Source organism: Pseudonocardia kunmingensis (genome assembly GCF_006716445.1).
GTDB lineage: Bacteria > Actinomycetota > Actinomycetes > Mycobacteriales > Pseudonocardiaceae > Pseudonocardia > Pseudonocardia kunmingensis.
In genome coordinates, this window is the sequence record NZ_VFPA01000001.1 from 3,064,759 (window position 1) to 3,079,071 (window position 14,313).

15 protein-coding genes are annotated in these 14,313 nt (G+C 72.2%); 10 read left to right on the top strand and 5 right to left on the bottom strand.

Annotation, left to right across the window (positions count from 1 at the left end; all coding sequences use genetic code 11):
* Positions 1-41: 41 nt before the first annotated feature.
* From FB558_RS14620 to FB558_RS14630, 3 genes are read left to right on the top strand one after another with little or no spacing between them, the layout of a single operon-like run.
* On the top strand, positions 42-1,025 hold the full coding sequence (locus FB558_RS14620) for a GlxA family transcriptional regulator (RefSeq protein ID WP_142052998.1): 984 nt from the start codon (positions 42-44) through the stop codon (positions 1,023-1,025).
* Positions 1,026-1,047: 22 nt separating this feature from the next.
* Positions 1,048-1,653, top strand: coding sequence for a hypothetical protein (locus FB558_RS14625; RefSeq protein ID WP_142053000.1), 606 nt, complete (start codon positions 1,048-1,050; stop codon positions 1,651-1,653).
* A 33-nt stretch (positions 1,654-1,686) separates the two neighbouring features.
* Positions 1,687-2,436: an alpha/beta fold hydrolase gene (locus FB558_RS14630; RefSeq protein ID WP_142053002.1), complete on the top strand. Its 750-nt coding sequence runs from the start codon at positions 1,687-1,689 to the stop codon at positions 2,434-2,436.
* 19 nt (positions 2,437-2,455) lie between these two features.
* Here FB558_RS14630 and lepB read toward each other — a convergent pair whose 3' ends face one another.
* The gene (lepB, locus tag FB558_RS14635; protein WP_142053004.1) at positions 2,456-2,911 is read right to left on the bottom strand and encodes a signal peptidase I; all 456 of its coding nucleotides are present in this window, start codon (positions 2,909-2,911) and stop codon (positions 2,456-2,458) included.
* A 222-nt stretch (positions 2,912-3,133) separates the two neighbouring features.
* Between lepB and FB558_RS14640 the strand changes: the two genes are divergently transcribed.
* Entirely contained in the window at positions 3,134-3,652 is a 519-nt protein-coding gene (locus tag FB558_RS14640) for a MauE/DoxX family redox-associated membrane protein (RefSeq protein WP_142053006.1), read from the top strand.
* A 50-nt stretch (positions 3,653-3,702) separates the two neighbouring features.
* Complete coding sequence (locus FB558_RS14645; protein ID WP_142053008.1) at positions 3,703-4,227, top strand: TlpA family protein disulfide reductase; 525 nt, start codon at positions 3,703-3,705, stop codon at positions 4,225-4,227.
* Positions 4,228-4,560: 333 nt separating this feature from the next.
* On the opposite strand, the gene FB558_RS14650 is transcribed toward FB558_RS14645, so the two are convergent.
* The gene (locus FB558_RS14650) at positions 4,561-6,432 is read right to left on the bottom strand and encodes an ABC transporter ATP-binding protein (RefSeq protein ID WP_246106434.1); all 1,872 of its coding nucleotides are present in this window, start codon (positions 6,430-6,432) and stop codon (positions 4,561-4,563) included.
* Between the two features lie 202 nt (positions 6,433-6,634).
* On the opposite strand from FB558_RS14650, the gene FB558_RS14655 reads away from it, so the two are divergent.
* Positions 6,635-7,531, top strand: a complete 897-nt coding sequence (locus FB558_RS14655) for an aminoglycoside phosphotransferase family protein (RefSeq protein WP_142053012.1) — start codon at positions 6,635-6,637, stop codon at positions 7,529-7,531.
* 128 nt (positions 7,532-7,659) lie between these two features.
* Complete coding sequence (locus tag FB558_RS14660; RefSeq protein WP_170231304.1) at positions 7,660-8,055, top strand: ATP-binding protein; 396 nt, start codon at positions 7,660-7,662, stop codon at positions 8,053-8,055.
* Positions 8,056-8,097: 42 nt separating this feature from the next.
* Here the strand turns inward: FB558_RS14660 and FB558_RS14665 are convergent, their stop codons facing one another.
* The gene (locus FB558_RS14665; RefSeq protein WP_142053016.1) at positions 8,098-8,988 is read right to left on the bottom strand and encodes a LysR family transcriptional regulator; all 891 of its coding nucleotides are present in this window, start codon (positions 8,986-8,988) and stop codon (positions 8,098-8,100) included.
* Between the two features lie 73 nt (positions 8,989-9,061).
* Between FB558_RS14665 and FB558_RS14670 the strand changes: the two genes are divergently transcribed.
* From FB558_RS14670 to FB558_RS14680, 3 genes are read left to right on the top strand one after another with little or no spacing between them, the layout of a single operon-like run.
* On the top strand, positions 9,062-10,006 hold the full coding sequence (locus FB558_RS14670; protein ID WP_246106435.1) for an EamA family transporter: 945 nt from the start codon (positions 9,062-9,064) through the stop codon (positions 10,004-10,006).
* Positions 10,003-10,431 carry a pyridoxamine 5'-phosphate oxidase family protein gene (locus tag FB558_RS14675; RefSeq protein ID WP_142053018.1) on the top strand — a complete coding sequence of 143 codons (429 nt, stop codon included), beginning with the start codon at positions 10,003-10,005 and terminating at the stop codon, positions 10,429-10,431. Before FB558_RS14670 ends, FB558_RS14675 begins: the two co-directional genes overlap by 4 nt.
* A gap of 18 nt (positions 10,432-10,449) precedes the next feature.
* Complete coding sequence (locus tag FB558_RS14680) at positions 10,450-11,298, top strand: alpha/beta fold hydrolase (RefSeq protein WP_142053020.1); 849 nt, start codon at positions 10,450-10,452, stop codon at positions 11,296-11,298.
* Positions 11,299-11,330: 32 nt separating this feature from the next.
* On the opposite strand, the gene FB558_RS14685 is transcribed toward FB558_RS14680, so the two are convergent.
* Positions 11,331-12,935: a thiamine pyrophosphate-dependent enzyme gene (locus FB558_RS14685; protein ID WP_142053022.1), complete on the bottom strand. Its 1,605-nt coding sequence runs from the start codon at positions 12,933-12,935 to the stop codon at positions 11,331-11,333.
* Positions 12,936-12,961: 26 nt separating this feature from the next.
* Positions 12,962-14,269 (bottom strand): Nramp family divalent metal transporter, encoded by a 1,308-nt coding sequence (locus tag FB558_RS14690; protein ID WP_170231305.1) that lies wholly within the window; start codon positions 14,267-14,269, stop codon positions 12,962-12,964.
* Between the last annotated feature and the right edge of the window lie 44 nt (positions 14,270-14,313).

Here is a 14,313-nt window from a genome sequence, read left to right on the forward strand (position 1 = left end):
TGGCCTTGCTGGGCGCATCATCGGCGTCGAGCATGATGTCCATGGGCTCAGTGGCCGCGGCCGGTCCACGCGTCGTGGTCATCGTCGCGTTCCCCGGGGTGCTCGGTCTGGACGTCGTCGGTCCTCTCGAGGTCTTCGCGATGGCCAACCGGTTCGGCGCCGATCCCGCGTACGCCACGGCGGTCGTGTCCATGACCGGCGGTGCGGTGACCGCCTCGTCCGGGCTGGTCATCGGCACCGAGCAGGCCGGAAGCGTCGCGGGCCCCATCGACACGTTGATGGTGGCAGGCGGGTACAGCACGGGGCAGGCCGCGGAGGACGGCGCCTTCGTCCGGTGGTTGACCGGCACGGCCGGGTCGGCCCGGCGGGTGACGTCGGTCTGCACGGGCGCGTGGTTGCTCGCCCGCGCCGGGCTGCTCGACGGGCGCCGGGCGACGACCCACTGGTCGGTGTGCGAGATGCTCGCGACGCGCTTCCCCTCGGTCGATGTCGAGACCGACCGCATCTACGTGCGCGACGGCGACGTGTGGACGTCGGCCGGGGTCACCGCCGGTATGGATCTCGCGCTCGCTCTCGTCGAGCACGACCACGGTTGCGAGCTCGCCCGCGCGGCGGCCCGCGAGTTGGTCATGTTCGTCCACCGGCCCGGCGGGTTCCCGCAGATCAGCGCGCAGCTCGCGGTCCGCAGGCCCCGCCAGGTCCCGCTCCGCGAGGTCCTGGCGATCATCGCCGAACACCCTGACGCCGACCTGTCGGTGCCCGCGCTCGCCCGCCACTGCGCGATGAGCGTGCGCGCGTTCAGCCGGGTCTTTCGGCAGGAGACGGGCAGCACGCCCGCGGCGTTCGTGCAGGCGAGCCGCGTCGAGATGGCGCGGCGCTTGATCGAGACCAGTGACGCCACGTTCGAGGACATCGCCCGCACCTGTGGCCTGGGCACCGTCGAGACGATGTACCGAGCCTTCCGGCGCACCCTCGGCACGACCCCCGGCCGGTTCCGGCGGGAGCACGAGGCGACAGCGACCTGAGAACCGCGCAACGGAGGCAACCATGACCGGGGCCGTCGGGAACGAGGAGCAGCGGTCCGCCCGCTCCCTGCTCGGTGCGCTCGGCCGACGCTGGCCCACCGCGCTCGGCCTGGCGGCCGCGGCGTCGAGCATCTCCGAACTCGTGGGCGGTACTCCCGCCGCGGGGGTCGAGGAGGCTCTGATCATCGCGATCCCGGTGCTCGTCTACCTCAGCGCCGCCGTGCTCGACCGGCCGAGGAGCGCCTGGCCGGTGACACTCGGAGCCGTTGCACTGGTGTTCGGGATGTCGGAGCTCGACATCGAACCGGTTCTCGGGCTGGCGGCGACGAGCGGTGCCGTGCTGATCGTCGGCATCGGCCGGCGGCTCCGGAGCGGTGCCGACATGCCCGACGCCCGCCAGATCGTCGGCGCGCTGGGTTTCGGGACGGCCGCGGTACTGGCGCTGTACCTCGCCCCGACGCTGGGCGGTGTCCTCGTCGGCCTCGGCCTCGTCGGCCACGCCGCCTGGGACGTCTACCACCATCGGCGCGACATCGTCGTGGTGCGCTCACTGGCCGAGTTCTGCGCTGTCCTCGACCTGCTGGTCGGCGCCGCCGTCATCGTCCTCATCGTGGCGACGGCGACCTGAGCGACGGGGTCACCCACACTGAGCGCACTCACCGTGTACCTGTGGGACATGCCCGGGTACGGGCGGTCCTCGAAGGACGCCGGGCACGCGGTCGACTTCGGCGTCCAGGCGCAGGTGTTCGCGGCGCTGCTCGGCCACTGGGGTCTCGCCCGGCCGCACGTCGTCGCGAACGACTACGGCGGCGCCGTCTCCCTGCGCACGCATCTCGTCCACGAGGTGCCCTACGCGTCGCTGCTGATGGCCGACGTCGTGGCCATTCCGCCGGCCGGATCGCCGTTCTTCCGGCTGGTCCAGCAGCACCCGGACGTCCTCGCCCAGGTGCCGCCCTACATCCACGAGGCGCTGGTCCGGGCCTACATCGGCAATGCGAGTCACCGCGGCCTGCGCGCGGGCGACCTCGCCGAGCTCGTCGCTCCGTGGCTGGGCGCGGAGGGGCAGCCGGCGTTCTACCGGCAGATCGCCGCGTTCGACGAGCGCTACCTCGAGGAGAACGAGGCGCTGCTCGGCCGGATCGACATCCCGGTCACCGTCGTGTGGGGCTCGGAGGACACCTGGATCCCCGTGGCCACCGGCGAGCGGCTCGCGGCGGGCATCGCGGGGGGCCCAGTTCGTCCAGGTCGGGGAGGCGGGCCACCTGCTCCACCTGGACGCACCGGTCCCGCTGGCCACCACGCTCCGGTCCTGGCTCACGCGCGTCGCCTCCCCTCCGTCAGTGGAGTAGCTCACGACGACGACGACGGCCGGTCGGCGACGGCGGCCGGGTCCGGCGGGGCCTGGCTATGACCCGAACGCCGGTCGTCGCTCAGGAGGGGTGCAACCTCGCCACGACCACGCCGACGAGCTCGCCGCGGGGGATCGCGCCCCAGCTCACCGAGTCGGCACTGTCGTGCGCGTCGCCCTTGACGAACACGTGCCCTGCCGGGACCGGCCACGTCGCGTCCGGGCCGTCGATCCTCGCGCCGGACCACTCCTCCGAGCGCTGGACGGCGGTCAGCTGGTCCAGCGGGACCCGGGCGATCTCGCCGGGCAGCGCCAGCACCCGTTTGATGAACAGCGCCGACCCGTCGCCGCCCGCGACCGCCGGTACCCGCCCGACGACGACCGCACCCCGTCGCAGCGGCCGCCACGGGCCCGGACGGACCGCGAGCAGGCGGTCGCCGTCGTGCAGCGCGGGGACCATGCTGTCGCCCTGCACCCGGATGATCTGGAGAAGGCGCCCGACCGACCGTGCCCGCGCGGGCTGCGGATCGGCCAGCATGAGTGGATCTTAACCTGCCCGCTTGACACACCCGCCTCCACATCAGGACGCGAGCTGGGCGAGGCTGTGGTGGACCCCGCCTGTGGCGTGACGACAGCGCCACTTGTGAGATCCCCATCACAGTTGACGATCTTGTGACCGCTGATCATCGTTGGTCAGCGTGGCTACCCACTGACTGCTGTCTCGCGCTGCGGGGCCCGAGGCCATTCGGAGCGGAGAAGCGTGATCTACCTGCTGTTGACGAGCCAATTCGTCACGGCTGGCGTGTTCTCGTTGTCGGCGTACGGCAAGGTGCGGGAGCAGTCGGAGTTCGCGCGGTCATTGGCCGACTTCCACGTGCCGCCGCGCGTGCGTGTTGCGGTCGCGGCGGCGGTGACCGCCGTTGAGGTCGCCGTCATCCCGCTTGCGCTGCTGCCTGCCACCGCGGTGGCGGGTCTGGCGCTCGGTGCGGTGCTGTTGCTCGGATTCGCGGCTGTCATCGGTCTGACCCTGCGGCGTGGCCGCCGCCCACGCTGCCGCTGCTTCGGTGCGGTCGGGGCGCCGCTGCGAGGTGCGCATGTCGTGCGCAACGGCGTGCTCGCGGCGATCGCCACCGCCGGTGCTGTCCTCGCGGCCACGCACCAGGCGGTGGCGCCCCCGATCGGTTCGTTCGTCGTCACAGGTGTGCTCGCTGCTGCACTGCTCGCCGCCGTCGCCAACTTCGACGATCTGGTCGAGGTCGTTGCTCCCCGTGCTGGCTGAGCACTGCGCGGCCGATGCTGCTGCCCGTGACTCGTTGAAGGAGTGTTCCCGTGGAACTCGTCGTGGTCGCCCTGGTGGTGCTGGGGCTACTGGTGGTCGCCAACCTGCTGTTGACGGGGGCGGTGGTGCGGCGGCTCGCCGCGCACGAGCGCAAGTTCGCCACCCTCGGGTCGGCGTATCCCGCACCGGGTGGGTTGGCCGCCGGCTCGAAGGTGCCGGCGTTCGCCGCGGAGACGACGGACGGCCGGACCGTGGATGCCGGGTTCCTCGGTGACAAGCCCGGGGTGATCGGGTTCTTCTCGACCACCTGCCCGGGGTGCCTGGAGCAGGCGCCCGAGTTCGCGGACGCGGTGGCGTCCGGGACACCGGGGTTCGCGGTGGTGTCGGGCGAGGGCGGTGCCGAACTGCTGAGCATGCTGGAGTCGGTGCCCGTGGTGCGGGAGCCGGATTCCGGTGGGCCGATCGGGGCCGGATTCGAGGTCGACACCTTCCCGTCGTTCTTCGTCGTCGAGGGCGACATGGTGGTGTCGGCGGTTCTCTCGACGGCGGAGGCCAAGGAGTTGGTGGCGAAGTAGCCCAACTTGCGATCCGCTATCCATGATCGCTAGGGTGCCCTGGACCATTCACCCCAAAGAGGAGGTGTCATCGAGTGGGTATGATGTATCGAATCGCCGATCGCGTGCTCTCGAGGATCGCGCCAGAAGTTTCGGCGGCCGCGTGCAAGGAGAGCAACTGGTGCCACCGCTACCGCGATGGCTGCCACAACCGGACCTGTTACTACGGCTGTGGGCGTCCCACCTTCTGCCGCAAGGGCATCCCTTGCGGGCCGCACTGCTGACGTAGGGTCGTTCGGCGGTAGTCGTATCCACTCCCCAGTGGATTCGGCTACCGCCGGTTCCGTTTCCGGACTACCGCATTCGCCGGACGACCCGGATCGGCACCGTCTCCGGCTGGATCGCCTGGATCTGTTCCGTCGCCGCGTCGGCGTCGTCATCGGTGTAGCCCGCGGCCTGCGTCCGGAACAGCCCGGCGTAGATCCCGTCGCGCGCCATCAGGTCGTCGTGTTTTCCCTGCTCGGCCAGCGCACCCTCGTCGAGCACGACGATGTGGTCCGCGTCGCGGATGCTGCTCATCCGGTGCGAGATCAGCAGGCTCGTGCGGCCTGCGCGGTGCTGCCGGATCTGCTCGTGGACCCGGGCTTCGGCCTCGGCGTCCAGCCCGGAGCTCGGTTCGTCGAGGATCATGAGATCCGGCTGGTCCCGGAACAGTGCGCGGGCCAGTGCGAGCCGTTGCCACTGGCCGCCGGAGACGACGACCCCGGTCTCGGCGTCGTCCTTGTCGGCCTCGCTCATGAACAGCCTGGAGAGCAGGGTGTGGTAGCCGTGTGGCAGTTTCACCAGCTTGTCGTGGATTCCGGCCCGGCGCGCCGCGGCGACGATCCGGTTGTGGTCCTCGAGCCCGTCCAGATCACCGATCCCGATGTTCTCGGCTGCGGTCAGATCGTATTCCATGTAGTCCTGGAACACGCCCGCGAGTCGGCGCCGCAACGTGTCCGGATCGAGCTCGCGCAGGTCGATGCCGTCCCAGTGGATGGCCCCCCGCGTCGGGTCGTAGAACCGGCATAGCAGCTTGACCAGCGTGGATTTTCCCGCGCCGTTACGGCCGACGAGTCCGACGGCCCGGCCGTGCGGGATGTGCACGGATATCCCACGTAGCGCCCATGGGTGGTTGTCGCTGTAGCGGAACCACACATCCCGCAACTCGATACCCTGCCGCAATGCTGGGGCGGGCCGGGGACGGGCCTGTATCGGAAGGTCGGGTTCGGACTCGACGATGCGCCGGTAGTGGTCGAACATCAACAATTGGTTGTGCGCTTCCGCGAAACCCGAGATCAGCCCGCCGACCGCGCCCTGCACCCCCATGACACCGCCGACGAAGAGGGACACGTCGCCCACGGAGATCTCGCCCTGTGTGGCGGCGCGGACCGCCCAGATCAGCCCACCGCCGACGACCGCGGCGCCCAGCAGCGACAGCCCACCCTGCGTCCACGTCTCCCGCAGGTCCATCGCGCGCCGCGCCGAGTCCGAGACGCGGCGTTCGGTCAGCATCCGCCCGCGCAGGAAGTCCGACAGCCCGTATAGCCGGACCTCCTTGGCGGCGTTCACCTCGGTCAGCAGGCTGCTGTAGAAGAACTCCCTGCGCTCGGCCGGGCCGATCTGCCACTCCATCGCCCCGCGCCGGTGTGACAGCCACAGCTCGGCGACCAGGACGGGGATCGACGAGGCGAGGACGATGGCCGTCATCACCGGGCTGACCACGACCAGCGTCGCGATGAACCCGGTGACGGTCAGCGCGCCACCGACCGCCTGCAGCCCGGAGTTCACGACCATGGCCGGAGCCCGGGTGCTGTTGTCCGCCAGCCGCAGCCGGTCGAGCGACTCTGGGTCCTCGAAGCGGCCGAGCCCGATGAACCGCCCGACCGCCCGGTACAGCCGGTCGGTCGAGTACAGGGAGGACGCCCGCTCGATCTGGCCGGTCAGGTACCGGCTCACCTGCGGGACCACGGCCACCGCGGCGCCTGTGACCGCCAGGATGACCGCACCCGAGACGAGATCGCCGAAGGCGGCCCCGGCCGCCACGCCGTCGAGAATGTTCTTGGTCAACCAGGCGACGAGGACCGGAGCCAGGGCCGATGTCGCGGTCGCCACCAGGTGGCCGAGCAGGGGGCCCGGTGCGGCCGCCCATACCTGGGCGAACGCCAACCCGGCGTTGACCAGCAACTCCCGACCGTTCGGCCGAGGAGCGCCGCTACCGGCCACGTGCCGTCACGTCCGTGCCTGTCGTCAGCATCCGTGAGGGACCCTCCCGAGCAAGCACGATCGGGGGAGCCGCGCACAGGTCGCCATGCGAAGATCCTAGATCGCGCCTGCATCGGCTCAGTGCTCGTTCCGCGGGTGGACCACCTCGGTACTGTGACTCCGCGTGGCCGACACCGAGATCGAGATCACCGCAGATCTGGTCCGCGACCTGCTGCGGGAGCAGCACCCGGACCTCGCAGGGTTGGCCATCCGCGAGGTGGCGGGCGGCTGGGGCAACCAGATGTGGCGCCTCGGCGACGAGTTGGCCGTGCGCATGCAGCGCATGGACCCCACCCCGGGCCTCCAGCTCAAGGAGCGGCGGTGGCTGCCCGTGCTGGCCCCGCGCCTGCCGCTCCCGGTACCGACCCCGGTGCGGTCCGGCGAACCGTCCGAGCGCTTCCCCAAGCACTGGACCGTGATGACGTGGGTTCCCGGCGAACCGCTGGACCACGGCTCGATCAGCCGCGGCGCCCACGCGGCCGACACGCTGGCGGGCTTCCTCCGGGCGCTGCACGTGGAGGCGCCCGCCGAGGCGCCGAGCGCCACGGACCGCGGCGCCCATCCCAGGAACTGCACGGACGGCTTCGAGGGTTTCCTCCAGGCCGTCGCCCCCGACGACATCGCTGCCGACCTCCGGTCCGTCTGGGGCGACGCCGCCGCGGCCCATGCGTGGGAGGGCCCGCCGGTGTGGGTGCACGGCGACCTCCATCCCGCGAACGTCGTCGTCTCGGACGGGACGCTCACGGGCGTCGTCGACTTCGGTGACATGTTCGCCGGCGACCCGGCGTGGGACCTCGCCGCCGCGTGGGTGCTGCTCCCCGCGGGCACGGCCGCCCGGTTCTTCGACATGTACGCGCACGCGGACGAGGCGACGATCCGGCGCGCCCGCGGGCTGGCCGCCATGAAGAGCCTCTTCCTGATGCTCATGGGACGGAACGGGGATCGGGGCCTTCCCGGCGGCAAGCCGCACTGGGGGCCTGCGGGCCGGGCGGCACTCGATCGGGTTCTGCAGGGCGTGTGACGCACGCTTCTCCCCAGCGTGAACGGGTTTCGTCCAGCAGGAGCGCCGGGTATGCCTCCGATCAACCGGACTCGCGCCGAGTCGCTTCGTGGCTCGCGATGCAGCCACAGACGGGGGACGACGCTGCGGTGAGCACCCAGAGCATGACCCTCGACGTCCCTCCGGCACCTGATGCGCCGCGGTCCGTCCGGCGCCTGGTGCGCAGCATCCTGGACGTCTGGCAGTGCAGCTCTCCGGACGGAGCCGCCGACGCCGAACTGCTGACCCACGAGATCGTCGCCAACGCGGTCGAGCACGCCGGGGGAGAGCACAGCCTCGCGTTGGAGCTCGCCCACTCCGACGGGTGGCTGCGCGTGTCACTGGCCGACGGTTCCGCCGTGCGTCCCATGATCCGTGAGATCAACGACCCTGCCGTGGGCGGGCTCGGGATGAGGATGGTCGACACCATCGCCGACCGGTGGGGGTCCGAGGACCACCACGGCGGCAAGAGGGTCTGGTTCGAGCTGAGGCTCCGGCCCACGTAGACCACACAGGACGTCGGGCACCACCCGCGCGGGAGGGCCGGATCACCAGGTGGTGCCCCGTGAGCGGGTGAGCCTGCCCATGACCAGTGCCAGCGGCGCCCACGCGTCCCTGCCCCGCCCGACCACTGCGAACGCCCGCAGCAGCACGTCGGGCTCGCGCAGGGGGAACAGCCGCACCCCGGATCGCACCGCCAGCCCTTCGGGCAGCAACCCCACGCCGAGGCCTGCGGCGACGAGGTCCTGGACCAGGTCCAGGCTGTCGGCACGGTGCACGATCCGGGGAGTGAACCCGGCGTGCGCGGCCAGCGCGGCGACCACTCGTTCGTCGGCGTCGTTGCGTGAGTTCACGATCCAGTCGTGGTCGCGGTGGCGGTTGACCGTGGCGATGGCGGGAAGGTCCTCCACCCGGGGTCCGGCCGGCCCTCCGAGGCCCCAGCGCGCCGTCCACAGCGGGGTGGCCTCGAACCGGTCGTCCACCGTGCGCGGGGCGAGCGCGTAGTCGTAGACGAGGGCGAGGTCGATCGCGTCCTCGGCGAGCAGGTCCAGCGCCTCGGCGGGCTCGTGCTCGGCGATCAGCATCCGGACCCGGGTGCCGTCCAGCGACGCCAGCAGCGGGAGCAGCGAGCGCCGGATCGCCGTGGCGAACCCGGCGACGCGCACGGTGCCCGCGGGCTCGGCGTCCGGGTCCAGATCGGCCCGGGCCGCGTCGACCGCGGCCAGGATCGTGAGGCCGTGGTCGGCCAGCCGCCGGCCGGCGGGCGTGAGCCGCACCCGCCGTCCCACCGGCTCCAGCAGCACGGTCCCCGTCTCGCGGGCGAGCGCGGCGATCTGCTGCGAGACCGTCGACGTGGTGACGCCCATCTCCTCGGCCACCTCGCGCATCGACCCGAGCCGGGACAGCGCGACCAAGAGCTCCAGGCGCCGCGTCTCCATCCACAAATCATGAACAGTCTGTGCATCGAAGTCACGTGGACGCGAACGATGTGGATGCCCTCTACTGGTTGACGTGAGTACTCCTCCCGGTTCCGGCGCCCGGCTGGGCTCGGCCTTCGCGGTGGTCGCGATGCTCTGCGTGCAGCTCGGCCTCGCCGTGTCGGTCGGGCTGATCGACCGGCTCGGCACCGAGGGCACCGCCTGGCTGCGGCTGGCGTGGGCGGGGCTCCTGCTGGCGGTCCTCGTCCGCCCGCCGCTGTGCGAGTTCACCCGCCGCGGCCTGCTGACCTGCGCCCTCCTCGGAGTGGTGACGGCGGGCCTCACGTTCCTGTTCATGGCCGCCGTCGCGCGGATCCCCCTCGGGACGGCGAGCGCGCTGGAGTTCCTCGGCCCGCTCGGCGTCGCGGTCGCGCGTGGCCGCGGGACGGCGCGCCTGTGGGCGCTCGTCGCGGCGGCCGGGGTGCTGCTGCTCACCGAGCCGTGGCACGGCGGGGCCGATCCGGTGGGCGTCGGGTTCGCGCTGGCCGCGGCGGCCTGTTGGGCCGGGTACATCGTGCTGACGCAGAAGGTCGGGGACGAGGCGACCGGGCTCCGGGGCCTCGCCGTCTCGATGCCGGTCGCGGGCCTCACCGCCACCGTGGTCGTCGCGCTGACGGGCGCGCCGGCAGTGCTCGGGGCGCTCGACGCGCAGCTGCTGCTGGTCGGGCTGGGGCTCGCCGTGCTGCTCCCGGTCGTTCCCTTCAGCCTGGAGATGCTGGCGCTGCGCAGGCTCACCACGGCGGCGTTCGGCACGCTGATGGCGATCGAACCGGCGATCGCGCTGGTCGTCGGGCTGGTCGCGCTGCACCAGGTGCCCGGCTGGAGCGCCGTCGTCGGCATCGGGTTCGTGGTCGCCGCCGGTATCGGCGCGGAGCGGGGCGGCGCCCGCACCGACCGCGAGATCAGACGATCGGACAGGGAATCCGGCTGCTCACCCATGGATCCGTCCACGCCCGTGCCGTTGAATCGCCTGTCATGAGCAGTGCCACCAGTACGTTGACCGCCGAGGACCTCGAGTTCCTCGCGCGCCCCTTGCACGGCTTCCTGACCGTGGCCGGGGCGACGCAACCGCCCCAGCCCCGCCCGATCTGGTTCGAGGCCACCGCGGAGGGGACTCTCCAGTTCTTCTCGGAGCCGGACGCGCCGAAGCTGCGCCGGCTGCACCGCGACCCCCGCGCCTCGATCGTCGTCGCCGCCCCGGTGGGTGAGCGCGAGCGCTGGGTGTCCGTCGCCGGTCGCGCGGTCGTGGAGACCGACGGCGCGCACGACCTGTCCTCCCGCCTCGCCGCCCGCTACTGGGACCTCGACGACCCGGCCAGGGCCGACGACCTCGCCGCGATCCTGGCCACGGACCAGGTCCGCGTCGTCCTGCACCCGGAGGTCGTGCGCCGCTTCGCGTACTGAGGGGCCCACACTGACCGCATGGATCTTGCGAAGACCTTCACCTGGGAGGGGCGGCGCATCGCGTGGGGACGCGCCGGGTCGGGGCCCGCGGTGGTCTTCTGCCACGGCACGCCGTGGTCGTCGTGGCTGTGGCGGCCGTTCGCGGAGGCGCTGAGCGGCGACTTCACGGTGTACCTGTGGGACATGCCCGGCTACGGGCGGTCCTCGAAGGACGCCGGGCACGCCGTCGACTTCGGCGCCCAGGCGCAGGCGTTCGCGGCGCTGCTCGACCACTGGGGCCTCGACCGGCCGCACGTCGTCGCGCACGACTACGGCGGCGCCGTCTCCCTGCGCACCCACCTCGTCCACGAGGTGCCCTACGCGTCGCTCCTGCTGGCCGACGTGGTGGCGATCCCCCCGGCGGGGTCGCCGTTCTTCCGGCTGGTCCGGCAGCACCCCGACGTCCTCGCCCAGGTGCCGCCCTACATCCACGAGGCGCTGGTCCGGGCCTACATCGGCAACGCGAGCCACCGCGGCCTGCACGCGGACGACCTCGCGGAGCTCGTGGCACCCTGGCTGGGCGCGGAGGGGCAGCCGGCGTTCTACCGGCAGATCGCCGCCTTCGACGAGCGCTACCTCGAGGAGAACGAGGCGTCACTCGGCCGGATCGATCTCCCCGTCACCGTGGTGTGGGGCACCGAGGACACCTGGATCCCGGTGGCCACCGGCGAGCGGCTCGCCGCGGGCATCCCCGGCGCCGACCTCGTCCGCGTCCCGCAGGCCGGCCACCTGATCCACCTGGACGCCCCGGTCCCGCTGGCGACGACGCTGCGGACGTGGCTCACCCGCGTCACCGCCCCTCCGACGAACGGCACTCTCGTCGGCTAGGTACCGACGAGGGTGCCGTTCGTCAGGGGGTGTCAGCTCACGCCGAGCAGCTCGTGCAGCGTCGCGGCTGGGGTGATGACGTCCGGGTCGGTGCGGACGGCGACGACGGCAGGCCGCCGGCCGCCGACGGCCTGCCGCAGCGCGTCGTCGAGCCCGGCGGCGTCCGTGACGCCGTACGCGGCGGCCCCGAGGCCCTCGGCCCAGCGCACGAGGTCGACACCGGAGATGTCGACGCCCGACGTCCGGCCGAGGTCGCGCGCCTGGTGCATGGCGATCGTGCCGTACATGCCGTTCTGCAGCACGACGACGACGGCGGGCGCGCCGAGCCGGACGGCCGTCTCGATCTCCTGGCCGGTCATGAGGACGCCGCCGTCACCCACCACCGCGACGGCGGTGCGGTCCGGGGCCGCCAGCGCCGCCGCGACCGCGGCGGGCACCGCGTACCCCATCGCCCCGTTGACGGGCGCGAGCTGGGTGGTGGTGGGCGGGAACCGCCAGTACCGGTGCAGGAACGCCGCGAAGTTGCCGGCGTCGCTCGTGACGACGGCGTCGGCGGGCAGCGCACGGTGCAGAGCGGTGATCACGTCGGCGGGGTGCACGCCGGCGCCGGCCGCGGTGGGAGCGGCGGTGGACCACGCGTCGACGGCGGCGTGCGTCGCGCTCCAGTCCGCCGGCCGCGCCGCGCCGGGCCGGTCGGCCAGTGCCGCGAGGACGTCCGCGGGATCGGCGTCGATGCCGCCGGCGCCGTACCGGCCGACGTGCACGACCTCGCAGCCGGGGGCGGGCAGCCGGTAGCGCTGGGTGCTGATCTCGTCGAGCCGCGTGCCGACCACCAGCAGCAGGTCGGCGCCGGACACCGCGTCCACGGTCTCCGGCGGCACCGCCAGGCCGAGGTGGCCGAGGAACTGCGGGTGGTCCACGGGGAACGCGTCCTGCCGGCGGAACGACGTGCACACGCCGACGCCGAAGCGCTCCGCCACGCGCACCAGCTCGTCGCGGGCCCCGCGGGCGCCCTCGCCGGCGACGGCGACCGGCCGGCGGGCCCGCAGCAGCCGCTCGGCGAGGTCGGCGACGGCGGCCGGGTCCGCCGGGGCCGGCGCCGGGGTGGCCGGCACGGTGATCGGGACATCGCCCAGCTCGACGTCCACGACGTCGCTCGGCAGCGCGATCGCCACCGGTCCGGGCCGCCCGGTCGTCGCGATCTCCCACCCCTTCGCCACGAGGCCCGGCACGTCCTGTGCCCGCTCGGCAGTGACGGCCCACTTCGTGATCGGGCCGTAGAACGCGGCGAGGTCGACCTCCTGGAACGCCTCGCGCCCGCGCAGCTCCGAGTCGACCTGGCCGAGCAGCACGATCATCGGCGTGGAGTCCTGGTGGGCGGTGTGCACGCCGATCGCCAGGTTCGACGAGCCCGGCCCGCGGCTGGCCATCGCGACCGCGGGCACGCCGGTGAGCCGCGCGTCGGCGTCGGCCATGAACGCCGCGCCCGACTCGTGCCGCACGGACACCAGCTGCATCCGCGGGTGGTGCGCGATCTCGTCGACCAGGGCGAGGAACGACTCGCCGGGCACGGTGTAGCAGCGCCGGGCGCCTGCCTCGGCCAGCAGGTTCGCCACGGCGGCTGCAACGGTCGTCATCGGTGCGGTTCCCTCTCCATCGGTCGTCAGAACATCTCCCCGAGCGCCTTGCCGATGCCCTGCACCGCGGCGATCGCGACGAACACGGCGACCAGGCCGAGTCCGACGTTCTCCTTCCAGCTGTTCGTGTACCGGCCCATGATGTCGGTGCGGTTGAGCATCACGATGAGGGCGATCACGATCAGCAGCAGGAACGGCGACGTGAGCACGTGGGACACCACGACCAGCGCCACGAAACCGGGCGCGTGGGGCAGCGACCAGACCACGGCGAGCAGGCCCCAGAGGATCATCCACCGGTAGACCGGGTCCTTGGTGATCGCGCTCCCGTAGCGCTCGCGCCGGCGCGGCCGCACCACGTGCAGCGACTCGACCACCATCTTCCCCAGGGCGAACAACGAACCGGCCACCGTCGTCCACGCCGCGCCGAGCAGGCCGAGGTAGAAGATGTAGGGCCCGAGCGGGCCGACGGCCTCGCCGAGCGCGCCCGCGATGTCGCCCGCCTCGCTCACGCCCTGCTTGCCGAAGAGCACCTCGGCGCCGATCGCCCACACGGCGACCGCGAGGAACAGCACGACGACGGTGCCGAACAGCAGGTCGTACTGCTGCACCTTGCGGTGCGCCGGCGTGACCCAGCCCTTCTCGCGCAGGAACTCCGGGTAGAAGAGGTTGGCCATCGAGCCGAGCGTGGCGAGCACGAGGCTGGACGCGACGAGCCCGGAGTCGAACAGGCCCTGCTGCGGGGGCAGCTCGAACGCGAAACCCTTGACGAGCTCGCCCCAGTTGATCCCCACCAGGACGATGCCGACCACGAACGTCAGCACCATGACCGCGAGGACGACCTTGAAGATCCGCTCGATCAGCCGGTAGGCGCCCTTGAGGGTGACGGCGAAGACCGACAGGGCGCCGATCACCGACCACCAGAACGACGGGAGCCCGCCGAACAGGCCCTCGAGCGCCACGCCGACCCCGCTGAGCGTGAACGCCAGCAGGATGTGCGTGTAGATCACGAAGGAGACGAGCATCAGCCACCCGAAGGCCGGGTGGGCACGGGCGATGCCGCGCACGATGCTCGGGTCCTGCTGCACGTTGTAGAGGGGGTACTTGCCGAGCGCGTTCACGAACACGAACCGGAAGACCAACGAGAGTGGCAGCACCCAGAGCAGCGCGTAGCCGTAGTTGCCGCCCGCCACCGAGTTGTCGATCAGATCGCCGGTGCCGACCCAGCTCAGCGCCACGACGATGCCGGGCCCGAAGGCCCGCAGGTACGCCAGGAAGTTCTCCGCGGGAGGTGCGGGGATTCCCAGCTGGTCGGCCTGCCCCGGCCGCTCGCTCATGGTGCACTCCTCGTCGTCATCGCCGAGTGGCATCTTGGTGTATT

Excerpts from the sequence above, each read along its gene's own strand:
- FB558_RS14680 (WP_142053020.1), top strand. The coding sequence starts at position 10,450 with ATGGATCTTGCGAAGACCTTCACCTGGGAGGGGCGGCGCATCGCGTGG.
- FB558_RS14685 (WP_142053022.1), bottom strand. The coding sequence starts at position 12,935 with ATGACGACCGTTGCAGCCGCCGTGGCGAACCTGCTGGCCGAGGCAGGC.
- FB558_RS14665 (WP_142053016.1), bottom strand. The coding sequence starts at position 8,988 with ATGGAGACGCGGCGCCTGGAGCTCTTGGTCGCGCTGTCCCGGCTCGGG.
- FB558_RS14620 (WP_142052998.1), top strand. The coding sequence starts at position 42 with ATGGGCTCAGTGGCCGCGGCCGGTCCACGCGTCGTGGTCATCGTCGCG.
- FB558_RS14675 (WP_142053018.1), top strand. The coding sequence starts at position 10,003 with ATGAGCAGTGCCACCAGTACGTTGACCGCCGAGGACCTCGAGTTCCTC.
- FB558_RS14625 (WP_142053000.1), top strand. The coding sequence starts at position 1,048 with ATGACCGGGGCCGTCGGGAACGAGGAGCAGCGGTCCGCCCGCTCCCTG.
- lepB (WP_142053004.1), bottom strand. The coding sequence starts at position 2,911 with ATGCTGGCCGATCCGCAGCCCGCGCGGGCACGGTCGGTCGGGCGCCTT.
- FB558_RS14690 (WP_170231305.1), bottom strand. The coding sequence starts at position 14,269 with ATGAGCGAGCGGCCGGGGCAGGCCGACCAGCTGGGAATCCCCGCACCT.